Source organism: Ligaoa zhengdingensis, assembly GCF_014384885.1.
Classification (GTDB): Bacteria; Bacillota; Clostridia; order Oscillospirales; family Ruminococcaceae; genus Ligaoa; species Ligaoa zhengdingensis.
In genome coordinates this window covers 71,476-95,008 of record NZ_JACRST010000006.1, presented here as the reverse complement: position 1 = coordinate 95,008, position 23,533 = coordinate 71,476, and the positions used below count along the sequence as shown (strand labels likewise).

19 protein-coding genes are annotated in these 23,533 nt (G+C 60.6%); 6 read left to right on the top strand and 13 right to left on the bottom strand.

Annotated elements, in window-relative coordinates:
• Positions 1-133: 133 nt before the first annotated feature.
• Genes H8711_RS06295 through H8711_RS06255 form a run of 9 tightly spaced genes read right to left on the bottom strand, consistent with a single transcriptional unit; the run spans position 134 to position 8,631 of the window.
• Complete coding sequence (locus tag H8711_RS06295) at positions 134-766, bottom strand: V-type ATP synthase subunit D (RefSeq protein WP_249282617.1); 633 nt, start codon at positions 764-766, stop codon at positions 134-136.
• Positions 767-769: 3 nt separating this feature from the next.
• Positions 770-2,158 carry a V-type ATP synthase subunit B gene (locus tag H8711_RS06290; protein WP_249282616.1) on the bottom strand — a complete coding sequence of 463 codons (1,389 nt, stop codon included), beginning with the start codon at positions 2,156-2,158 and terminating at the stop codon, positions 770-772.
• On the bottom strand, positions 2,151-3,959 hold the full coding sequence (locus H8711_RS06285) for a V-type ATP synthase subunit A (protein WP_249282615.1): 1,809 nt from the start codon (positions 3,957-3,959) through the stop codon (positions 2,151-2,153). Before H8711_RS06285 ends, H8711_RS06290 begins: the two co-directional genes overlap by 8 nt.
• Positions 3,960-3,968: 9 nt before the next feature.
• Complete coding sequence (locus H8711_RS06280) at positions 3,969-4,301, bottom strand: V-type ATP synthase subunit F (RefSeq protein WP_249282614.1); 333 nt, start codon at positions 4,299-4,301, stop codon at positions 3,969-3,971.
• Positions 4,302-4,321: 20 nt separating this feature from the next.
• Complete coding sequence (locus H8711_RS06275; RefSeq protein ID WP_249282613.1) at positions 4,322-5,302, bottom strand: V-type ATPase subunit; 981 nt, start codon at positions 5,300-5,302, stop codon at positions 4,322-4,324.
• Between the two features lies 1 nt (position 5,303).
• The gene (locus H8711_RS06270; RefSeq protein ID WP_249282612.1) at positions 5,304-5,912 is read right to left on the bottom strand and encodes a V-type ATP synthase subunit E; all 609 of its coding nucleotides are present in this window, start codon (positions 5,910-5,912) and stop codon (positions 5,304-5,306) included.
• Positions 5,913-5,953: 41 nt separating this feature from the next.
• Positions 5,954-6,430 (bottom strand): V-type ATP synthase subunit K, encoded by a 477-nt coding sequence (locus H8711_RS06265; protein WP_343252998.1) that lies wholly within the window; start codon positions 6,428-6,430, stop codon positions 5,954-5,956.
• Between the two features lie 24 nt (positions 6,431-6,454).
• A complete protein-coding gene (locus H8711_RS06260) occupies positions 6,455-8,326 on the bottom strand; it encodes a V-type ATP synthase subunit I (protein ID WP_249282610.1) in 1,872 nt (623 codons plus the stop codon).
• A complete protein-coding gene (locus H8711_RS06255) occupies positions 8,323-8,631 on the bottom strand; it encodes a hypothetical protein (RefSeq protein WP_249282609.1) in 309 nt (102 codons plus the stop codon). Before H8711_RS06255 ends, H8711_RS06260 begins: the two co-directional genes overlap by 4 nt.
• Before the next feature lie 599 nt (positions 8,632-9,230).
• Here H8711_RS06255 and ylxM point away from each other — a divergent pair.
• From ylxM to H8711_RS06225, 6 genes are all read left to right on the top strand, one after another.
• Positions 9,231-9,593 carry a YlxM family DNA-binding protein gene (ylxM, locus tag H8711_RS06250; RefSeq protein WP_249282608.1) on the top strand — a complete coding sequence of 121 codons (363 nt, stop codon included), beginning with the start codon at positions 9,231-9,233 and terminating at the stop codon, positions 9,591-9,593.
• 32 nt (positions 9,594-9,625) lie between these two features.
• On the top strand, positions 9,626-10,987 hold the full coding sequence (gene ffh / locus H8711_RS06245) for a signal recognition particle protein (RefSeq protein ID WP_249282607.1): 1,362 nt from the start codon (positions 9,626-9,628) through the stop codon (positions 10,985-10,987).
• Positions 10,988-11,083: 96 nt separating this feature from the next.
• A complete protein-coding gene (gene rpsP / locus H8711_RS06240) occupies positions 11,084-11,326 on the top strand; it encodes a 30S ribosomal protein S16 (RefSeq protein ID WP_249282606.1) in 243 nt (80 codons plus the stop codon).
• A gap of 18 nt (positions 11,327-11,344) precedes the next feature.
• Complete coding sequence (locus H8711_RS06235) at positions 11,345-11,578, top strand: KH domain-containing protein (protein ID WP_249282605.1); 234 nt, start codon at positions 11,345-11,347, stop codon at positions 11,576-11,578.
• Positions 11,579-12,020: 442 nt separating this feature from the next.
• Positions 12,021-18,737 (top strand): CBM35 domain-containing protein, encoded by a 6,717-nt coding sequence (locus H8711_RS06230; protein ID WP_249282604.1) that lies wholly within the window; start codon positions 12,021-12,023, stop codon positions 18,735-18,737.
• A gap of 219 nt (positions 18,738-18,956) precedes the next feature.
• On the top strand, positions 18,957-19,847 hold the full coding sequence (locus H8711_RS06225; RefSeq protein ID WP_249282603.1) for a metallophosphoesterase: 891 nt from the start codon (positions 18,957-18,959) through the stop codon (positions 19,845-19,847).
• A gap of 367 nt (positions 19,848-20,214) precedes the next feature.
• On the opposite strand, the gene H8711_RS06220 is transcribed toward H8711_RS06225, so the two are convergent.
• The 4 genes from H8711_RS06220 to H8711_RS06205 all read right to left on the bottom strand — a co-directional run bounded on the left by H8711_RS06220 (position 20,215) and on the right by H8711_RS06205 (position 23,264).
• The gene (locus tag H8711_RS06220; protein ID WP_249282602.1) at positions 20,215-20,391 is read right to left on the bottom strand and encodes a DUF6774 domain-containing protein; all 177 of its coding nucleotides are present in this window, start codon (positions 20,389-20,391) and stop codon (positions 20,215-20,217) included.
• Between the two features lie 13 nt (positions 20,392-20,404).
• Entirely contained in the window at positions 20,405-21,082 is a 678-nt protein-coding gene (locus H8711_RS06215; protein WP_249282601.1) for a lipase family protein, read from the bottom strand.
• A gap of 143 nt (positions 21,083-21,225) precedes the next feature.
• Positions 21,226-22,446 carry a M23 family metallopeptidase gene (locus H8711_RS14000; RefSeq protein ID WP_283245868.1) on the bottom strand — a complete coding sequence of 407 codons (1,221 nt, stop codon included), beginning with the start codon at positions 22,444-22,446 and terminating at the stop codon, positions 21,226-21,228.
• Between the two features lie 89 nt (positions 22,447-22,535).
• Complete coding sequence (locus H8711_RS06205) at positions 22,536-23,264, bottom strand: HAD family hydrolase (protein ID WP_249282600.1); 729 nt, start codon at positions 23,262-23,264, stop codon at positions 22,536-22,538.
• Positions 23,265-23,533 lie beyond the last annotated feature (269 nt).

Sequence of the window (23,533 nt, the reverse complement as noted above, 5' to 3'; positions counted from 1 at the left end):
ACAGGCTGAGGAGCTCGAAATCCAGCGGAAAAAGGGGATTTTCAGCGAAAACAGGGCTTTTTGTGCGGCTGGCCACAACAAAAAAAGTGGGGCGCGAAAGCAAATTCCGCGCCCCATGGGATGTAGTTTTATGTTACGCCTGTTCCGCCATCATCATTTCTTTTACTTTCATCAGGCGGTTGAGGTTGCCGCGCTCATTTTCCTCCAGCTTCATGGTGATGAAGCGGATGGTCTCCTCCATCTCGGGGATCATGACGTGCTCGAGCGCATTGACGCGGCGGCGGGTCTTTTCGATCTCGTCCGCCAGCATGTTGCAGGTTTTTTCCACCTCGGCCAGCTCGATCAAACGGGGCAGCACCGCCGTCAGGTCGAGCACCGCGCCGTCCAGCTCGCTGGAGGTGAAGGCGAAGCCGTAGGGCAGGTCGGCCGGCTCGTCGGTATTCACCTGTCGGATGGTGGGAACGTCCACGCTCATGATGTTGCGCTTGCCGGTGGTCACCCGCGCCTCGCGGGCGGGGTAGAGCAGCGCCTCGGCCAGGGTCTCCTCGCCCATGCGCGCCCCAGCGATTGCGAACCGCCCCATAGCGGCGCCCAGTGCGGCTTCCACCTGTTCGCGCAGCTCTTTGTCGCGCCGGATGTATACCATGAACTGGCGCACCATCTCGTCGCGCTTATCCTTGAGCAGCTTATGGCCGCGCACAGCAGTTTTGAGCCGCTTTTTCAGGCGGGTCAGCTCCATGCGCGTCGGGTTTACACGCTGTGCCATCCGCTACACCTCCTCCGCCGGACGTGTGGGGAGGTATTTGTCGAGATATTCGTCGCGGATGCGCTTGAGCTCGGAGCGCGGCAGGATTGAGAGCAGATCCCAGCCGATCTGGAGGGTCTCCTCGATGCTGCGGTTGGTGTCGTAGCCCTGCGAGACATAACGGCGCTCGAACTCGGTGGCAAACTTCGCGTACATCTTATCGGTGTCCGAAAGGGCGGCCTCGCCCAGAATGACCGCCAGCTCCTTCGCGTCTTTGCCGCGCGCGTAAGCCGAGAAGAGCTGGTTCATGGTGTCCGCGTGGTCCTCGCGGGTCTTGCCCTTGCCGATGCCTTTGTCCTTCAAACGCGACAGCGAGGGCAGCACGTCGATGGGCGGAGTGACGCCCTTGCGCAGCAGCTCGCGCGAAAGCATGATCTGGCCCTCGGTGATGTAGCCGGTCAGGTCGGGGATCGGGTGGGTCTTGTCGTCCTCGGGCATCGACAGGATCGGAATCTGGGTGATCGAGCCGGGTTTGCCCTTGATGCGGCCCGCGCGCTCGTACAGCGACGCGAGGTCGGTGTAGAGGTAGCCGGGGTAGCCGCGGCGGCCGGGAACCTCCTTGCGCGCGGCCGAAACCTCGCGCAGCGCCTCGGCGTAGTTGGTGATGTCGGTGAGGATGACCAGCACGTGCATCCCCAGCTCGTAAGCGAGGTATTCCGCGCAGGTGATGGCCATGCGCGGGGTGGAGATGCGCTCGACGGCGGGGTCGTTGGCGAGGTTCATGAACAGAACCGCGCGCTCAATCGCGCCGGTGCGGCGAAAGTCGCTGATGAAGAAATCCGCCTCCTCAAAGGTGATGCCGATGGCGGCGAACACCACGGCGAACGGCTCGTTGGAGCCGCGCACCTTCGCCTGGCGGGCGATCTGCGCCGCAAGCTGGGCGTGGGGCAGGCCGGAGCCGGAGAACACCGGCAGCTTTTGGCCGCGCACCAGGGTGTTGAGGCCGTCGATGGCCGAAACGCCGGTCTGGATGAACTCAGCGGGGTAGTCGCGGGCCGCCGGGTTCATCGGCGAGCCGTTGATGTCGAGGTGTTTCTCGGGGATGATGGCCGGCCCGTTGTCGATCGGGCGGCCCATGCCGTCGAACACGCGGCCGAGCATGTCGCCGCTCACCGCGAGCTGGATGCCGTGGCCGAGGAAGCGCGCCTTCGAGTCGGCGATGCGCAGGCCCTGCGAGCCCTCGAAGAGCTGGACCATCGCCTTATCCTGGTTGATCTCCAGCACCTTGCCGAGCCGCAGCTCGCCATTGGCCTGCTCGATCTCCACCAGTTCGTCGTATTTGACCCCTTCCACGCCCTCCACCAGCATCAGGGGACCGACCACCTCGCGGATGGTCTTGTATTCTTTACGCATCGAGGCTGCCCCCTTCCGTCAGTGCGATGTATTCCGCGTCGAGCTGGCTGCGGATCTCCGCCAGCCTCTGCGGGAAGTCGGCCTCGGGGATGTACTTCATGCGGCCGATCTGTTCGAGAATCTTCATGCCCGCGACGCGCGAGAACGGAACGTCCGCGTCCAGCGCGTCCAGGCCCTTCTGGTACCAGGTGAGGATGGTGCTGAGCATCCCGTGCTGCTTTTCGGGCGAGGTGTAGGTGTCCACCTCGTGGAAGGCGTTCTGGTGCAGGTAGTCCTCGCGGATGGAGCGCGCGCACTCCAGCGTCAGGCGGTCCTTGTAGCCCAGCGCGTCCACGCCGACCAGGCGGACGATCTCCTCCAGCTCGGATTCCTCCTGGAGGACCTGCATCGTCTTGCCCACCAGCTCGGTCCAGTCGGATGCGACATGCTTGCTGAAGTAGTCGTCGATTTTATCATGATAGAGCGAGTAGCTCTGCAGCCAGTCGATGGCGGGGAAGTGGCGCTTGTAGGCGAGACTCGCCGACAGGCCCCAGAACACCTTGACGATGCGCAGGGTGCCCTGCGAAACCGGCTCGGAGGTGTCGCCGCCCGGGGGCGACACGGCGCCGATGGCGGAGATGGCGCCGGTGCGGCCGTCCGCCCCGATGCAGTGGACATAGCCCGCGCGCTCGTAGAACTCGGCCAAGCGGGAGGACAGGTAAGCGGGGTAACCCTCCTCGCCGGGCATCTCCTCCAAACGGCCGGACATCTCGCGCAGGGCCTCGGCCCAGCGGGAGGTGGAATCGGCCATGATGGCCACTTTATAACCCATGTCGCGGAAGTATTCCGCGATGGTGATTCCGGTGTAGATGGACGCCTCGCGCGCTGCCACCGGCATGTCGGAGGTGTTGGCGATCAGCACGGTGCGCTTCATCAGCGGCAGGCCGGTGCGCGGGTCTTTCAGCTCCGGGAATTCCATGAGCACGTCGGTCATTTCGTTGCCGCGCTCGCCGCAGCCCACGTAAACGATAATGTCCGCATCGGCCCACTTGGCGAGCTGGTGCTGCACCACCGTCTTGCCCGAACCGAACGGACCGGGCACCGCGGCGACGCCGCCCTTGGCGATGGGGAACAGGGTGTCGATGACCCGCTGCCCTGTGATCATCGGCTCGCTGGGTGCGATCTTTTCGCGGTAGGGGCGCGGACGGCGGACCGGCCAGCGCTGCAGCATGGGGACCTCCACGACCGTCCCGTCCGCTTTTTTGATCTTGGCGATCGGCTCCTCGATGGTCGCCTCGCCCTTGTAAATCCATTCCACAGTGCCGGAGAGGGTGGGGGGCAGCATGATTTTCTGCACCACGGCCGGGGTCTCCTGCACGGTGCCGAGCACGTCGCCGCCGCTCAGCGCGTCGCCCACCTGGGCGACCGGGACAAACTCCCATTTTTTCTTGCGGTCCAGCTTGGGCACGTCCACCCCGCGGGTGATGCGGTCGCCCTCCTGCTCGTAGATCACCTCGAGCGGGCGCTGGATGCCGTCGAAGATGCTCTCGATCAGGCCGGGGGCCAGTTCCACCGAGAGCGGTTCGCCGGTGGAATAAACCGGTTCGCCTGGGCCGAGGCCCGCCGTCTCCTCATACACCTGAATGGACGCGCGGTCGCCTCTCAATTCTATAATTTCGCCGATCAGACGTTTTTCGCTCACGCGCACCACGTCGTACATCTGTACGTCCGCCATGCCTGTGGCGACAATCAGGGGGCCAGCCACCTTGGCGATGGTCCCCACGATCTGTCCGGCCTCTGCTTTACGATTGGCTTCAGTCATCGTCTGTCCTTACCTTCCTTCCCCGAATAAGATATCCGCCCCGATGGCCTTCTCCACGTTTGCGCGGATGCCCTGCATACCAAGCCCCAGGCTACCGGAGCGGTTGGGGATGGGTATGATCGCAGGGAAAGGCTCTGTTTTGTACCGTTCAATGGCCTCCGGCGCGAGCACGGCGGCCTGTTCGGTGATATAAATGACGGCGCAGCCCGCGTGCGCAAGCTGATGGATCGCTTTTTCAATCCCCTGGGCGTCGTCGGCATACACCGCATGGATGCCCAGCGCATGAAACAGCATGACGGAATCGCGGTCGCCGATTGCTGCAATGGTAATCTCCTGTGCCATGGTCACTCTCCTTTCCCGCGTCAGGCGTAAAGCTCGGGCAGGGCGGCGTCAATCCCCGCGCGTTTCGCGGCGAACAACACCCGCAGCGCCTTTGCCTCGGCTTCGCGGCCCAGCAGGTAGCCCACGATGGGCCCCATGCCGAAGGAATCGTATTTATAACGGCGGGCCAGCTCCATCAGCGCCGCGTCCATGCGCTGCTCCAGCGCCTGGGTGCTGTGGGTCTGGAGGTAGTCCTCCACCGCCGCGGCGATCGCACGCCCGTAAGCGCCGCGCCCTAGCTTGCGGGGAAGCTGCTCCTCCGGCGCGTCCAGGCTTTCCAGCAGGTCGCGCCGTTCGATCTCGCCGCCCGGAATCAGCAGCGGCGACGCCTTATCCGTATCCCACCCCAGCGCGCGGGCGCGGATGGCGCTCTGCACGTTGATGAAATCGATCTGCGCGGTAAAATACTCGCGGATGAACGGATTGCGGTTTTTTCGGCCGCGCAGCACGTCCTGCGCGTATTCAAACACCGCCCGGTCCACCGCGGCGCTCAGCGCCAGCGGATCCACCCGTTGGGCGAGCTGCTCCTCCATGGGGCGCAGCACCCGCGAAAACGCCTCGGGCAGGGCGGAATAGTCCCGCTCGGCCACGCACTTTTGCAGCGTCTCCAGCGGGAAGCTCCCACCGGCCGCCAGCAGGTCACCGGAGTCGATTCCCAGCACGCGCGCCTTGAGCAGCGTTTTGAGGTTGTGTGCATCGGTGCGCAGCAGAAACAGGCTGGTGAGGCCCTCGTTGGGGGTCACCTCCAGGATCACCTGGCGGGCGGCCTCCAGCTCCGCGCGGATGAGCGGCTCCACGTCGCCCCCTGTCTGCGCGCCGCCGCCATAACCGGAATCGGCCAGCAGCCGGAGCGCCTCGGAGGAGTCGGCCTCCTTCAGCCGCGCCCATTTGGCTTTATCGAGCATGCGGGTTTCGAGCACCTTGATGCGCCCGACCGCATAGGGGTAGCTTGCCTGTGGCATCTCAACCCACCTCCGCTTCAAACAGCAGAGTGGAAACCTCGCGTTCATACCGGTCGCGCGCCTCGCGGATCAGCGCCTCGAACGAGCCGTTGACGTCGCTCTTGCCACCGATGAGCTGCACGCCGCCCCGGAAGGAGGCGGGAACCGGGTCGAGCGTCAGCTCGCCCTTTTTGCCCCGTTTGACCAGCGCCGCGTTGAGCTCGGCCATGAATTCGGGGGTGTAGCGCGGCAGGTCCGCAGCGGGCACGCGCAGCGTTTCGTCGCCGGTATCGCTCGATTCGGCCACGATGCGGACGATCAGCGTCTTCCATCTGCCCAGGTCCAGGTTATAAAGCTGGTCCAGCGCCATCGAGAAGGCCTCGTCCAACACGGCGCGCTTGGCGGAGAGGGTATTCTTGCGGGCCTCCAGGCCGGCGATCAGCAGTTGGCGGCGCTGGGCCTCCTCAGAGGCGTCCTTCGCGGCCTCCGCAATCGCAACCGCCTTGGCGCGGGCTGCGGCCAGGATGGCCTCCCGCGAGGCGGCGGCTTTTTCCTGCGCGCCCGCGCGGATGGTATCCGCCTCCTGGGCGGCGTCCTGCTCTATTTTCTGGATGATTTTCTCTGCACTCAAAAATTTCCCCTCGCTTTCCTGTTTCGTCTCATCCTTGGCGCTTACAGCTGAATGCCGAACACCAGCAGGATGGAGACGAGCAGCGCGAGGATGGCGTAAGTTTCGACCATCGCGGTCATGGTGATGCCCTTCGCGGAAGAGTCGGGCTGTTTTGCGGTCATGTGGATGGAAGCAGCGGCGGTCTGGCCCTGATAGATGGCCGAGAACAGGCCGACGATGCCGATGGGCATGGCGGCGCCGAACAGTGCCCAGCCCTGCGCGGTGGTCAGGGCGATGGGGTTGCCGCCCAGCAGGCCCATGCGGACGATGATGATGACAGCGGTGAGGAAGCCGTAGATGCCCTGGGTGCCGGGGAGCGCCTGAAGCACCAGCAGTTTACCGAACAGGCCGGGGTTTTCCGAGACCACGCCGGCCGCCGCCTGGCCGCCGATGCGCACGCCGTATGCAGAACCAATACCCGCCAGAGTGGCGCAGATCGCAGCGCCGCAGATTGCAATAACAGTACCTAAAGTCATGATGAGTATCCTCCTATGTTTTTCATGTTATTTTGATTGACGGTGGGTGACCACGTCAATGTATTTGGGGTCGATCGAGAGCGGCTGGAATGCGTAGCCGCCGCCCTCATAGCACTTGCTGAAAAATTCGATGTACTGCAGGCGGCTGTCGTGCACATAGGCCGAAAGCAGACCCATCGCGATGTTGAACACATGGCCCACCAGGTAGATGAGCAGCGAGAACACAAAGCCGATCACCGAGCCCTGCACCATGCCCGCCAGCAGGTTCATCACCATGCCGATGACGCCGGTGGCGAGGCTCAGCGCAAGGATGCGGGAATACGACAGGATGTCGCTCATGTAGCCGGTGATGTTGTAAAGTCCCAGGAAGCCGCCGGTCACCTTGCCGAAGCCCTTGTTGCCGCGGCCCGCTGTGCACAGGATCACCAGCGCGCCGATGATCGCCATCCACTTGCCCACTGCGGCCGTGGCCGGCAGGAACAGCAGGCCCAGTCCAGTGATCAGCACCATCCAGCTCACCTGGTCGAACATCGCGTCCCAGAAGTGGCCGGCCTTGATATCGTGCACCACCTTGAGAATCATGCCGGAGAAAATATGTAAGGTGCCGATGATAATGCTGAAGATCAGCATGGGTACGGGCGCGTCGAGCGGCGAAAACAGCAGCGGGTGCCAAGTCTCGCCGAAGTAGCTGCCGAACAGCACCCCGCAGAACATTGTCGTGATGCTCGAATACCACAGGACGTTGATCAGCTTGGCGAACTCGCCTTTGGGCTTTTTGATCTTTTTAAACGCGAAAATTGCGATTGCCATCACCAGGCCGTAGCCCGCATCCCCCATCATCAGGCCGAAGATCAGCCAGTACCAGGGGGCCATCACCGGGTTGGGGTCGATGCCTTCCCGGGTGGTCGGGCGGGAGAACATGTCGGTGATCGTTTCAAATTGTGAGACGAACCAGTTGTTCTTGGTGACGGTCGGGGGGGTGTCCTCCTCCGTCGGGTCGGTAAAGCTGAGCGCGCAGGCGTCGGTGACCTCCGCGACCGCCTTTTTGACCGCCTCGGTGCGGTCCGACCGAACCCAGCCGACCAGCCGGAAGGTCGCCGCGGTCTCCCAGGCCGAAACCGCCTGGCGGTCCGCCTGCGCCTTGCGCTGCTCATACAGGAGCTCCAGCTTTTCCTTGCGTCCAGCGAGCTCCTCAGCCTGCGCCACGAGTTGCTCTTCCAGCTTTTGCGCTTCGCGGTACTGCTGCTGGTACGCCTCATAGGCGTCCTTGGCGAGCCCCTTCACGCGCGGCGGGGTGTTTTCCACAAAACCGGCCGCCTTCGCAGCCTCCAGCACCGCGTGCTCCTCCTCCCGAAGGCAGGTGAGCAGCGCCGCAAGGCCTTCGGGACCGGGCGCCAACAGGGTGAGGTCGGCGCCCTGCTCCTCCACTGCCTGTTTCACCGGGTCCACCGCGCCTGCGCTGATGCTGCCGGTGTGGAAACTGGCGTAGCGGGTGGGGGTCAGGCGGTCCAGGGGGATGTCCAGCGGAAGCCAGGGGGTGAGCTGCTCCATCTGAGCGGCCAGCGTGGAGCGCTCAGAACGGACCGCTGCGAGCTGTTCCGCGATCTTTTTCGCCTCCTGCTCCAGCTCGAGCGCCTCCGGATCCTCCTTTAAAAAGGACTGGAGATCAAGCTCGGGCCGCTGGGCGAAGAAACTCCTCTTCTCCTGAAACTGGGACACAAACCCGAGGGTGTTTTCGGCCTGCTGCAGCGCCTGCTGCGCGTCCTCCTGCCCGGTCGGCTGCGCGTCCTCCTCCGTGGGGATGATCATAAACTCGCCCACCCGCTGGAGCGCCAGCAGAAGCGCGTCCCGATCCTGCTTGAGAGCAAAGAGCTCGGCTTTTTTCATTGGGACAATCATTGCTTCTCAATCCTTTCCACGATATAGCGCGCGGCCTGCGGCAGCTTGGCCCTCGCGGCCTTTGCCGCGGCCTCATCCTTCGCGGCCTGCTGCTGGAGCAGCCCCTGCGCCTCGGTAAGCGCCGCTTCTTCGGCTTTTTTCAGAGAAGAGCCGGCCAGTTGCTCGGCCGAGCGGATGAGCTCCGCCGCCTCCTCGTCCGCCTGGGTCTCGGCGCTGCGGATGGTCTCGCGCGCCTCAGCCGCCGCCTCTTGCTTGATCTGAGCCGCTTTCTGCTCCGCAACCGTGATGGAATCAAGGATGGACATTGAATCACCACCTTTTACATAATTATAATAAGTTACGTCACCCGCCGTTTGAGGGCCGGAGGCCGGCCGCCGGCGGGGAAAATTACTGGAAAGCGGCTTTCCAAAAGCCGTCTTTCCACTGCCCCAAGCCCCACAAAACGGGGTAGCCGGGGCGTGTTATGGGGCAGCATAACCATCGTTTATCATAACACTAAAGCGAATAAAAGTCCATAAATGTCTATGAACTATCAAACAATTTTTCTTAACAAAAAAATAATTTTTAGAAACAAAAATCACAAATTTTATCCCGAAAAAGAGCGCGGGGTATCAACTAAATCATCCACTTTTTGAGCAAATAAATTTAAAATTCTATACAAATTACCCTAAAAATATTTGTGCTATTTTTCGGATGAGGCGAAAAAAATGACGTTTTTTGCCCCTCGTAATTATGAATAAACTTTCATAATTGGAATTGTGAATAATTGCAAAAGAGAAATTCGCCGCATGGCCGCAGAAAGACAAGGTCTTCCCCTTGACAGCAGGGGAGAAATGCGTTATAATAGCGCTTGTTGATGTAAAGAGAATTGCTTTACACTGTCGAGGAAGGCGGAGAAAGACCGGTGAAAAATCTGGAAATATCACTGCTTTTGGATTTTTACGGCGATATCCTGACCGAAAAGCAGAAGGATGCGATCGACCTCTACTACAATGAGGACCTCTCCCTCGCTGAAATCGCCGACCACGAGGGCATCACCCGGCAGGGGGTGCGCGATTCCATCAAGCGGGGTGAAGCGGTTCTGCTGGAGATGGAGGAGCGCCTCGGCCTGGCGCGGAAGCTACGCGGGTTGCAGGAGGGCATCAGCCAGATCGTGCAATGCGCCAAGGACATCGAATTTTACAACCGCGAATACCACTATTCGGGGCAGATTGCGGAGCGCGCCTCCACCATCATCAATATCGCCGCCGAATTGAGCGCGGATTAATTGAAATCATTCCGGAAAGGGCAGGTGGCTCCATGGCTTTTGAAGGACTCTCGGACAAGCTTTCTGCGGCGTTTAAACGGCTGCGCTCCAAGGGAAGGCTGACCGAATCGGACGTCAAAGACGCGATGCGCGAGGTGCGCCTGGCGCTGTTGGAGGCGGACGTCAACTATAAGGTGGCGAAGGACTTCGTCGCCGCGGTCACCGCGCGGGCAGTAGGGTCGGACGTATTGACCAGCTTGACCCCGGCTCAGCAGGTGATCAAAATTGTGGATGAGGAGTTAACCTCGCTGATGGGCGCGGAGAACAGCCGTATCCAATTTTCTTCCAAGATTCCCACTATTATTATGATGTGCGGCTTGCAGGGTTCCGGTAAGACCACCCATTCGGCCAAGCTGGCGCGCTACTTTAAAAAGCAGGGCAAGCGCCCGTTGCTGGTGGCGTGCGACGTCTACCGCCCGGCCGCGATCGAGCAGCTCAAGGTGGTGGGCGAGAAGGCGGGCGCGCCGGTGTTCGATATGGGCCAGGGCGACCCGGTCAAGATCGCCAAAAAGGCCATCTCCCACGCGAAGGACTACGGCCACGACATCGTGATTTTGGATACTGCGGGCCGCCTGCATATCGACGAGCAACTGATGGGCGAGCTCAAAAACATCAAGGCTGAGGTCGGCCCGCATGAGATCCTGCTGGTGATCGACTCGATGACCGGCCAGGACGCGGTGAACGTGGCCAAGAGCTTCGACGAAGCGCTGGGGATCGACGGCGTCATCCTCACCAAGCTGGACGGCGATACCCGCGGCGGCGCGGCGCTCTCGGTGCGCGCGGTCACCGGCAAGCCGATCAAGTTCGTCGGCATGGGCGAAAAGCTCGACGACCTCGAGCCGTTCTACCCCGACCGCATGGCCTCCCGCATCCTGGGCATGGGCGATGTGCTCACCCTCATCGACAAGGCGCAGGAGCAGCTCGATTTTAAGAGCAGCGAGAAGATGGCCAAGAAGCTCAAGGAGAACTCCTTTGACCTCGACGACCTGCTCGAACAGATGAAGCAGATCCGCAAGATGGGCCCGCTCGGCCAGATCCTTTCGATGCTGCCGGGCGTGAAGGGCCAGATCGGCGACGAGGAGGCCCAGCAGGGCGAAGCGCAGCTCAGGCAGGTCGAATCGATCATCAACTCGATGACCAGGGCGGAGCGCGCCAAGCCGGCCATCATCAACCCGTCGCGCAAGCGCCGCATCGCGGCAGGCAGCGGCACCAAGGTGGAGGATGTCAACCGGCTGCTGCGCCAGTTCGACCAGATGCAGAAAATGATGAAGCAGTTCGGGTCGATGGGCGGCAAAAAGGGCAAACGCCTGCGCGCCATGATGGGCGGCATGGGCGGTCCGCCGCCGGGGATGTAAATAAAACCGTTTTTATTCAACGCAAGTTGATAAAATAGCTGGGGGAAGCGCGTTTCACCCAGAATATGAATCTATTATTTTGTGGAGGTACCTAACATGGCTGTTAAAATCAGACTGCGCCGCATGGGCGCGAAGAAAGCGCCGTTCTACCGCATTGTGGTTGCGGATTCCAGATATCCCAGAGACGGCAGATTCATCGAAGAGATCGGCTACTACGACCCCACCAAGAACCCCTCGGTGATCAAAGTGGATGAGGAAAAGGCGAAGAAATGGATTTCCAACGGCGCGCAGCCCACGGATACCGTCAAAGCGCTGCTGAAAGTGAACGGCGTTCTGTAAGCCGCATTGGAGGTTGCAATGGAACAGCTACTGAAAACAATTGCACAGGGTCTGGTCGAGGAAAAAAACGCTGTCAGTATCACCACCGACAGCCCCCTGGAGGATGGTACCATCGTGTACCACCTGCACGTGGCCGCGGGCGATATGGGCAGGGTCATCGGCAAGCAGGGCAGAATCGCCAAAGCGATCCGCGCTGTGATGAAAGCGGCTGCTGTTCGCAAGGACATCAAGGTCGCTGTTGAAATTGACTGACCAAACCGGCAAAACGGGCCGAAAGATGGAGAGAAATGTCCATCTTTCGGCCCGTTTTTTTGTTGGAATTGCATGAATTGTAAAATCATGTAAATTTCATGAAAAACATCATGTAGTTTCATGAAATATCATGAAATATTAAACAATTGCTAAATTATCGTATTAATTTGTGGAAAGATTTATGCTATACTGGGCGAGAGGTTGGAAAACAGTCCGTTTCGCCCCGCAGCAGGAAGCGCCGAGAGGAGGCGGCATTTTTAGTATTCCTTTCTTCTTATTCGACATAAAATATCAAATTTTTATACAATGATGCGCGAATTTTATAAATACAGCAAAAAAAGAATGGAATATAATAAAATTAGGCTTATTTTGCAGAGGGGCGAAAACTCCTGTGAGAGAACCGAGAGAGAAAAGAAAATAACAAAAGGAGGAAGAAACACACATGACAAAACGCTTGATCTCAACCGTTTTGGCTGTGGCGATGGCGTTGAGCACCGCGACTGGGCTGAGCACCACCGCATACGCCGAGACGCCGCGAGTGGGCAACCAAAACTACTACTCCAACCAGGGCGACCTGGAACCCTCCCCCTTTGTGCAGCTGCCGATGAGCGCTGTGCAGGCGAAAGGTTGGCTGAAGGAACAGCTTTTGCTCCAGAAAAACGGCCTGACCGGCGAGATGCACGACCTGTATGAGATGTACAAGGGCACCAACGGGTGGCGCGGCGGTTCCGGCGACGGCTGGGAGCGCGGCCCGTACTATGCGCGCGGCCTGATCTCGCTGGCCTTTGTGCTGGACGACGCGGAGCTCAAGGAAAAGGCGATGGAATGGATCGACTTCAGCCTCGATACCCAGCGGGAGAACGGATTCTTCGGCCCGCTGGCCGACGGCGACGGCATGTCCGGCGGCTGGGACTGGTGGCCCCGCATGATTATGATCGAAGCGATCCGGGATTATTACGAATACACCGAGTACATAGGCGCGCCGGACGAGCGGGTGCTTCCGTTTTTTGAGAAGTACTTCCGTTTCCAGTACGATCGGCTTCCGGACTATCCGGTGACCAGCTGGGCGGCCGCCCGCGCGGGCGACAACGCCGAGGTGGTGCTGTGGTACTACAATCGCGTCTGCAACCCGGACAACCCCGAAGCGAGCAAGTGGCTGATCGAGGTCGCCCAGGAGCTGATGAAAAACTCCCACGGCATCTACGGCAACTACAACGACTGGACCACCATCTTCACCGACAGCACGGTGCGCAACCATGTGGTGAACACCACCCAGGCGATGAAGTCGCCGGCGGTGCAGTTCCAGTACACCGGCTCCGAGCGGGACCGCAACGCGATCCGCGAGGGCATCTTCAACATGGGCATCGACCACGCGCGGGTGGACGGTCTGGCCAACTCGGACGAGTGGGCGCGCGACAACCTGCCGTATGTGGGCGCCGAGGCGTGCTCAGTGGTCGAGAGCCTGATGTCCTACGGCATCGCGATGCGCATCCTGGGGGATAGCTGGATCGGCGACGACATGGAGCGGGTGGCCTACAACAACCTGCCCGCCTGCTACACACCCGATTTCACGGCGCACAACTACTTCCAGGCGCAGAGCCAGATGATGGCGACCAACGGCGCCCACGAGTTCATCCATGACCACGGGAACTCCAGCGCCTTTGCGGCCCCGGCCGGCGACGCCTGCTGCATCTCCAACATGCACATGGGCTGGCCGAAGTTCATCCAGAACATGTGGATGGCCACGGCGGACGACGGGCTCGCGGTGATCTCCTACGGCCCGAACAAGGTGATCGCCAAGGTCGCGGACGGCAAGACCGCCGTGTTCGACCAGGCGACCAAGTACCCGTTCGACGGTGCGATCGCGCTCGATTACGAGGGCGAGGCCGCGTCCTTCCCGCTGGTGCTGCGCGTGCCCGACTGGTGCGAAGCCCCCTCCTTCCAGGTGAACGGGCAGCCCGCCGAGGGAACCCTGTCCGGCGGCTACTTCACCATCGACCGCGCATGGGCGGCGGGCGACACGGTGGAGATCGACTTCCCGATGGAGGTCCGCACCAGCACCTGGTACAACAACTCCACGGCGGTGGAGCGCGGCTCGCTGATCTACACCGTCAAGGTGAAAGAGGATTGGCACACCCCCGACCCCGAGATGAACGACTCCCGCGTGCTCAAGACGTCCCCGAGCGGCGTGGCCCCCACGGCGGACTTCCCCAGCCGCGAGGTGACCCCCGCCAGCCGGTGGAACTACGCGTTGGTGTACGACGAAAACAACCCCGCCTCCTCCTTTGAGGTGACGGTGGCGGACGAGATCGAGCTGCAGCCGTTCCACACCGACAACGCGCCGGTGGTCATCCGGGCGACCGGCCAGGTGGTGCCGGAATGGCAGCTGCTCAATAACGTGGTCCCCGAGCCGCCGTATTCCCCCATTGCGGAGAACGCCGCGCTGCAGGAGGAGATCGAGCTGATCCCCTACGGCTGCAGCCGCCTGCGCATCGTCCAGATGCCGCGCGTGGGCGAGGCGCAGCCCACCGTCGTGCGCAAAGCCGATGACGCCGTGTCCAAAACGCTGGACGGCGAGCCGGTGCTCGAGTTCGACAACCTGATGGTTCCCAACGCGGAGAATTATCAGCTCAAGATTTACTACACCGGTTCGGGCAGCCTGCGCCTAAACATCAACTCCAAGTACAACCAGACGGTTGATTTTGTGGATGGAAGCGGTCCGTTTGTGCTCGACGACCTGGTGGGCCTGCTGCCCACGCAGAACGATTCGATGCTGGGGACCACCGTCAAGGCGTTCCAGTTTGGTTACGGGCAGTACAATAACATCCGCCTGTTTGGCGAGAGCGATGTGGCCATCGACCGCATCGAGATCGTGCCGGTGGGCAAGCTGGAAAAACCGGAGATCACGAAGATGGAGACCGGTGTGAATTCGGTCAAGCTGACCACCAACGTCAGCCGTGCGGACGGCTTCTACCGCGTGTTGTACGGCACCGAGAGCGGCAATTACACGGTGAGCGCCTCCGGGTTCCGCACCAACGAGGCGAACCTCACCGGTCTCGAGGAAAATACCACCTATTACTTCAAGCTCTCCATGCTGCTGGACGGCAAGACGGTGGAGTCCGAGGAGGTTTCGGCCACAACCGGCGGCGGCCCGGGTGCAGATGCGCCTGTGGCGGACTTCTACGACGACTTCAGCGACCCTGCGGCGAGCGCCCAGAAGTGGAGCCCCTCCGGCACGCCGGGCGTCGTCACCTTCTCCGAGGGGAAGATGAGCGTTGCAGCCGACGGCAATATCAAGGTGGTCGCCGGCGATGAGAGCTGGACCGACTACGCAGTGGAGGCCACAATGCGCACCAATACCGACGGCGGCGCGGACTTCGGCGTGATGTTCCGCACCACCAACGTGGATGAGAGCGCTACCACCAATACCGACGCTTACTTTGGCTACTATGTCGGCTTGATGAACGGAGCTGTCCGCTTTGGTTTCGGCGCAAACGGCTGGAACCTGGTGCAGGATACCCCGTACAACATCGTGTCCGGAAGGGATTATCAGCTCAAGGTGGTCGTGTGCGGCAGCAGTATCGTGATTTATATCGACGGCGAAAAGGTCTGCCAGTTCTCGGATAACCGCTACACCAACGGCAGGGTGGGCGTCCGCTCCTGGAACAAGGCGTTTGAGGTTTCCTCCTTCCGGGTGCGCAACCTCACCGAGGCCGAGATCGCAGAGGCGACGAGTATCCCGACCGAACCGACCGACCTGATCTATGAGGATCTCGTCTACAGCGTGTTCGAGGGCGCCCAGCTCGCATATAAGCGCGCAAGCGGAGAGATGAAGATCGAATACGGCGCCCAGCCGGGCGTGTACGACCATGTCGTTTACGGCATCAACAGCAAGTTTGCCAGCGACAAGGCCAGCGTGACCGGGCTGGAGAATGGAACTACCTATTACCTGCGCCTGAGCGACGCCTCGGGTAGCGTATTCACACCGGAATTTGTGCTGACCACCGGCCGGCGCCCCGACCTGACCGGTTATGACGCGGCGCTTCAAACCGAGCTGGCCAAGGCCCGCGGAGAGGTTCAGGCGGATTACACCGACGAGGCGTGGGCCCGCCTGCAACAATCCATCGGATATGCCGAGCGGGTGCTGGCGATGGACGAGCCCAATGAAATGGACTACGACCTCGCAAAGAATGTGTTGAAGATCGGCGTGGAAGAAACCGGGATCGAGACGCGCGGCGTGGTAAACAGCGTGGCGGCGCTCAAGGGCGTCGAGATCGGCAAGTACCTCTCGCTCAATGCGGTGTCCGCGAAGCTGCCGCAGGAGGTGGAGATCACCTACGGCGATCCTGCTGTGACCGCGACGGCCAAGATCACGAGCTGGAGATGCGCGGATTACGACATGTCGGCCGCAGGCGCCTACACCTTCACCGGCATCCTGGCGCCCTCCGAGGTGTATGTCAACAGCAACAACCTGACCGCCCAGGTGCAGGTCAAGGTGCTGGACAACGTCGTCCGCTACGAGGCGGAGGATGCGGTGGTCACCGCCCCGGCGTTTGTCGGTGAGCATACGGCTTCTTCCGGCGGCAAGCAGGTCCAGTCGATCGACAATGAAAACGCGACGGTGACCTTCACGGTGGAGGCACCCGCCGACGGCGAGTATGAGATGATCATCACCACCGACGGGCACCCCTCTTTCCCGAACGCGTCGCACAAATATTACATCAACGGCGACGTGGGCAATGCGCAGATCGTCTACTACCCCGGCGGGACCGGCTGGTTCAACTGGCGGCAGTTCTCGGTCGACGTCACCCTCAAAGAAGGCGAGAATACCATCACCTTTACCCATTCCGGAATAGAAAACAGCTTTGCCCAGCTCGACTGCATCGATCTGGTGCTGCCGGTGGTGGACGAATACGCCACCGTCCGGTATGAGGCCGAAAAGGGCGTCGTCACCGCGCCGGCGGGCATCGCAGGCGGCGCTACCTCCTCCGGCGGGCAGCATGTCGCCTCGATCGACAATGCGGACGCAACGGTCACCTTCACGGTGAACGCGCCGGTCGAAGGTCCCTACGAAATGGTGATTACGGCGGACGGCCACACGGCCTTCCCCAATGCGTCGCACAAATATTACATCAACGGCGATGCGGACAGCGCACAGATCGTTTTCTATCCGGATGCGACCACCTGGGGCGATTGGCACCAGTACAAAGTGACCATCCAACTGCCCAAGGGCAAGAACACCATCACTTTCACCCATTCCGGGCTGGATGCGAGCTTTGCCCAGCTCGACTGCATCGACCTCACCCCGGTCGAGGTGGGGGACAAGCAGGCGCTGCAAACCGCTTACGACGAGGCGCTCACGCGGAAGGAATCGGATTACACCGCCGAAAGCTGGGCCGGCTTTGCCGGGGCGCTTGCGGATGCGAAAGCTGTCCTGGACAAGGAGTGGGCGGTACAGAGCGAGATCGATGGAGCCAAGGCGGCGCTGGGAGCTGCAACCGCTGCGCTCGTGGAGGTTGAGGAGCTCGGCGATGTAGATAAGAGTCTGCTGGAGGCGCTGATCGCAGCGATCGACGGGAAGTATGACGCGGAGCGGTACACCGAGGAAAGTTTTGCTGTACTGACCGAGGCGCTGGAAGCAGCGCAGGATATCGTGGACAGCAAGACGGCGACCCAGAAGGATGTATTCGACGCCTATCTCGCGCTGGTGAAGGCGCGCGACGGCCTCGTCTACGCGGTGGATACCAGCCTGCTGGAGCTGGCGATCGAGCTGGCGCAGGACCTGCTGGACGACGAGAACCTCAACCTGACCGATGAATCGATCGCAGCGCTGACCGAAGCGATCGAGGAAGCCGAGGCACTGCTGCAGAGCGGCGCTTCTCAGGAGGAGATCAACGCTTGTTACGAAAGCGTGATGCGGACGATCACGGAAGTGTCCGAGCGGGAGCCTGTTGACAAGAGCGTATTGGAAAAGCTGCTGAAGATGGCTGCTGAAGTGACGAGGGAGAAGTACACCACGTCGTCGCTGGAAGCGCTGGATGATGCAGTTGCGGCCGCACAGCCGGTGATGGAGGACGACGGCGCGACCGAAGAACAGGTGAAAGCCTCCGAAAAAGCGCTGACCGAGGCGCTGAACAGCCTGAAACGGAAAGCGAACTTTGCGATCCTGGAGAGCGCTGTCGCAACAGCGCAGGAGATCGTGGACAAAGCGGAAGACCAGACGGCGCTCACCGAAGTAAATGCGCTGCTGGATGAGGCGGAAACCCTGCTGCAAAATGACGAAGCGACGCAGGAGGAGATCGACGAGCTGGCGGCGAAGCTGACAAGAGCGGCGGCGCTGGTGCGGCTGGCGGAGGTCGTGAATGCCGCTGAGGCAAACCTCGCTGCTCTGAAGGCGGCGGACTACACAGCGGAGAGCTGGAACGCCCTGGAGAGCGCGGTGGCCGGGCTGAAAGCGCTGGAAGAGACCGACGAGCTGACGGTGGAGCTTGTGAATGCGGCGAATGACGTGGTACTGGCTGCGTTCGATGGTCTGGACTTGGCAGGAGAAGAGAAGCCGGTTGACCCGGCCCCGGGCAAACCCTCCAAGGGTTCCGTCAGCAAGGCGAGCGACAACGACTACTGGGATAGCGTGACTGAAAAGATCGGGAACGCGTCCGAGGGCGATACGATCAGCGTGAAGCTGGAGGATGGCCAGATGATGCCGGCGACTGTGCTGGATCAGGCAAAGGCGAAAGGCGTCAAGCTGAACGTGGAGATTGCGGGCAAGGAACACCTGATCGTCAACATTGCGACGGATGCCGCCGCTGTTTATTACAGCGGAGCGGAGCTGATCGCGATGGCTGGCAACGAGGAGAAAGCGCCCGCTGTGAACGCACCCGCGGCGAACAGCAACCCCGAAACGGGCGGCGAGGTGGCAGCGACGATTCCGAACGCAGCGCCGGAGGCGACGGTACCTGTGGAGCCGGCCGCTCCTGAGGCGCCTGCGGTGATCGAGCCTGCGGCCCCGGCTGAAGCGGAAGCTCCAGCGGCACAGATCGCACCCGAGGCAACCGAAAGCGGCGTACCGGCTTGGGCGATCGCTGTAATGGCGATTGCGGCCATAGCAGCCGTCGGAACCGGTGCGCTTGTGATTCACAGGAGACACAGCGGCAACTGACAGAAACAATAAAGCAAAATAACCTGATGAGCAGAGGGCCCGCGTATCCAATTGAGATGCGCGGGCCCCTTGCGGCGTCTAAGAGAAAAACATCCGATTCCGGCGAAACATTTTATAAAGAACGCAGCTTTGCAACCCCTGCTTTTATGGTATAATGGTAACGAAAAACGGCAGTGAACCAAAAATTTAGAACGCAACCAGCGGATGGGGGGAAACGGTATGAGATTAGACTTCAGGAATCCAATCGTCCTATTGCTGTCGGCCGGCGTTGTTTTGGGGGGAACGGCTTTTCTGCTGTGGCAGAACCAGGGCCTGATGACGACCGAGCTCGTCCTGCACAGCGAGCGCATCCCCCCGGGTTTTGACGGATACCGCATCGTCCACCTGTCGGATCTGCACAACAAGCGGTTTGGCGGCGGGCAGGAGCGCCTGTTGAACCGCATCCGGGAGGCGTCCCCCGATTTGATTGTGATTACGGGGGACCTGGTGGATAAACGGCGCACCGATCTCGACGTCGCGATGGAGCTGGTCGAGGGCGCGGCGAAAATCGCCCCCATCTGCTATGCGCCGGGCAACCACGAGGGAACGATTGCGGATTATGGGGAGCTCAAACGCCGGTTGAGGCAGGCAGGAGTGACAGTCCTGGAGGACGGGGCGATTTTCGTCTCCCAAGGCGATGACACCATCACCGTGCTCGGGATGCGCGACCCGCGATTTTTTTCCCCCGAGGATGCGGAGGGGGCGGGGAAAGAACGCTTTGCCGCCCGGCTGCGCGCCCTCTCCGAGCCGGGACGGGGGGATTTTATCATCCTGCTTTCCCACCGGCCGGAGATGATCGATTTGTATGCGGCGTGCCAACCCGACCTCGTGTGCTGCGGACATGCGCACGGCGGCCAATTCCGGCTGCCGCTCATCGGCGGGTTGTTTGCGCCCGGTCAAGGCTTTTTCCCCCGCTACACCAGCGGCGCCTATTCGGCCGGGAGGACGACCATGGCGGTGAGCCGGGGATTGGGCAACAGCGGGTTCCCCATCCGGCTGTTCAACCGGCCGGAGGTGATCTGCCTCATCTTGAAGCGAACCGGCGGCCAGCAGGGGACTCCGCTAAAGTGAGGTGCTCCTGGGGATTCGGCGGATGCCGGCTGCGCTGGGGGTACCCCCCGATGCCGTTTCCCCGGGCGTCGGGCAAGATTTTGACAACGGAAAAGGCGCCGTCCGATCAACTTCGGACGGCGCCTTCTTTTGGAGGTAAAAAAAGAAAGAGAAAAGAAAAGGAGGGAAGGGGAAAGAAAAAGCTATTTGTGCGGGATGTGAATCCCGTCCGCATTGGACTCTTGCAGTTGGCCGGTGCAAAGAACCGTTTTGCGGTATCCCTCTTGGGATGTCTTTATTATAACGGCAAAGTATGAGCGAGAATTGAAGGAACCGGGAAGTTTTTGCAACAAATTGATGAAATAATTGAAAACATGCGGAAAATCGGTTATTTTGTATCCGCTGTGTGGGCCTCACAGATCTCCCGTTGAACACTGATGGTGGCGAGAGTGTCGCCCAACTGCGTCAGCACTGCGGCGAGCAGTGAGAGCTCGTCGTCGCTCAGGCAGCGCGCAATCGACGAGGCCAGTGCGCTGATTGCCACCGTGAGTTCACATGGGTTCATCGGCAATCCCTCCCTACGGTGCGAACTGATGGAACAAGCTGGAATAGTAGTTCTCCGGCCGGTGCTGCTCCAGTGAGACGAGGCCGAAGATGCGGGGCGCCCCGATGGGGATGCGGATGCCGACATGGCGGTATCCCCAGCTTGCGAACGGAACCTTGGTGACGATATCGTTGCCGTTTTCCACCCGCAGCGTTTTGAACACCCGCTTGTTGTAAGATTTTTGAAACGCGCGGTTGCCCACGCGAGGGCAGCCGAACAACAGAACCTCGTAGTCGCGATCCGGGAAGTTGTATTCCAGGTCCACCGCGCACAGCACCGCCAGCGCCGCGCCGTAGGAATGCCCCAAAACCTGGATGCGGCGGATATCCGGTGTAACCATGCCGTGGAGGCGGTCCCTCACGTGCGGGCATTTGTAGGCGTTGAGAAAGCCGGTGTGCACCCGGATTTTGGAGGAGCTGTTGCCGTAGGGGATCGCCTTTTTCCAAAAGGTGAAGTCGGTGTGCCAGTCCTGCGCGGAGTCGGTGCCGCGGAAGGTGATGACGAGCAGCTCGCCCCTTTGCCGGACATAGCACTGCACCCCGGTATCCCGGTCGTCGATGACGGTGAGCTGGCAACCGCTGTAGACCGGCTGAACCTGTTTATAGGCGAGCGCCGCGAGCTCCATCCCCCGGATGACATCCCTTGTGGTCATAAAGGGTCCCCCTTCCCAACTGCTGGTGATACTCCAGTGTATGAAAAAGGGGCAGATTCGGCCACAAAACTTCACAACCCCATGCTCTTGTGTAACAAATTGGCGGTGCACGAAATTGCGCACCGCCTGTGGATTTATCTTGTTCAGCCGATGCCCTGCTCGAACGCGGTCCAGGGGTTGGTGAACACGTTGTTGACCGACATGCAGAAATGCAGGTGAGGCCCGGTGGAGAACCCGGTGCTGCCCACCTTGCCGATGGGGTCGCCCTGCTTTACCATATCGCCCTCGGCCACGTCGAGCGACTGCATGTGGTAGTACCAGCTTTTCACCCCGAAGCCGTGCTCGATGATGACCGTGTTGCCGGTGAGCTGGATGAAGTCGGCGAACAGCACCCTGCCGCTGCCTGCTGCCAAAACCGGCGTGCCCGCAGCGGCGGCGATATCGATGCCGCTGTGGCGCGAGGCCACAGTCGAGCCGTTGGTGTAGCGGATCATGCCGAACTCGGTGGTGATTTTGCCCTGTACCGGCTGTAGGAACTGGCCGTCCCAATATTGCTGCGGATCGGATACCAGCTTGAGCGGCTCGATCTTTTCATCCCATTCGCGGTTGGCCGCGTCGCTCCCCACCGTGTTGGCGGTGGTGTCCTCGTCCACAGTCAGGTGCTGTACCTCAAATTCGCGGTCGTTTACGGTGATTAAGTAATTGAACTGCTGTTCCCCTGCGGTGATGGACAGGTTATAAACGTCGGGCTGGGTGGCGTAATGGATGGGCAGCAGCGCGAGCTGGCTGTCCCCATTGTCGTAAAAGCTCGGCTGGAAGTTGAGATCGGTGGTGGCGGAGAGCTCCATCCCGTCCGCGTAGTAGGCGTGAATGGCAATCACCTCGCCGAGCGCCGCAAAATCGTTCTGCAATTCGACCTCAACTGGGAGGGCGCAGCGCGCGGTAAAGCGGTAGACCAACGTCTCCCCGCCGGTTCCGTCGGTGACCGTGTAGCGGTAATCGCCGTTGCGTGCGGGGATAAAGTCCTGGATTTCAGCCGCCGTACCGTCGAACGCGGCGTTTCCCGCGCCGTCCGTGATGCTGATTTTCGCATCCGGGGAGGAGGCGAAGGCGGGAAGCGCCTCCAGCGAGGTCACCGTGATGACGGCGTCCGCATCGTCCTTCCCGGGCGTGACCTCCAGCGACTCAGCGCCCGCGGTTACGGTGAGATGCGGGGCAGGCGCTGGTTTACTTTCCTCGCTGGGTACGGAGGAGCTGACCGGGCTGGTTTGGGTCTGCGGCGCGGAGGAGGCTGGCGCGGCGCAGGCCGAGAGGGAGACGAGCAGGGCGGCCAGGATCGCCAGCCCTTTGCAGCGGGATAGCATCAAAATCTCTCCTTTACTTTGAAATGGTTCTTCTGCCGCCAGTATACCATAAAAGCCGGGGACGCGGGATATCCTTTTTCTGCCGGCCGTCAAACCAGGTCGAGACTGTCCACCCCGAGCCGGTAGGTGACGTCCTTGCGCTCCACGATGATCTGGATGCGCCGCCGCAGCTCATCGTCCTCCAGGATGCGGGTGAGCAGCTCGCGGGTGGGGTTGATCGCATACGGGTGGCCCACCAGGCGGAACATCGAGAGGTCGCCGGTGGTATCGCCATAGGCGTAGCTTTCCGCCAGATCGATGCCGTGCGCTTGGGCGAGCTCCAACAGGGCGGCGCGTTTGCTGCGCGAATCCCACATCGGGGTGATTTTGCCGTTGTAGCACCCGTTTGCCCCGACATGATAGACCGTGCCGCGGTAGTCATCCATGCCATATTTGGCGCTCATCTCCCGCACCAGCTCCACCGGGGAGCCGGAGATGGCGATCAGCAGGTGGCCCTGCTCCCGGTGCCACTTGATCTTGTCGCGCGTATAGGTGTACACCCGTTCACCCCTCTGCTCGATCACCCGCTTGGCGATGTAGGTGATGTGAAAAGCACTGGTGTTCTGTACCGTTTCGGTATAGATATCCACCATCTTTTGCAGATAGGTGTCGTAATCGCCCACCCGCCGGTTCCACCGCAGATAGGCGGGCTTGACCTCGCTGTACCATTTGCTGTCGTCGATCAGCTCATATTTAATCATTTTGCGGAACATCTCGCTGATCATCCCCTCGCGGGAGATTGTTCCGTCGATATCAAAAAAAGCGGCGCGGCTTGCCATGCGAAAAACCTCCTTTTAGCAGTAGTATATACGCGGCGAATTTTTTTAGCAACCTTCGCCGCAGTAGGAAGATGGCAAAATGGTTACAAATGGGAGAAAAACACTGGATTTCTGTCGTACCATCCAAATTAACTTTTAATTATCTCGAAAATATATTGAGTATATGTAAAAAAAGAAAAATAAAGAAAAGAAAATTGCAAAATGGTTACAACAAAATAAAGATTTATTGACAAAAAAGGGATTGTCCGGTATACTGAAACCTAGAGACA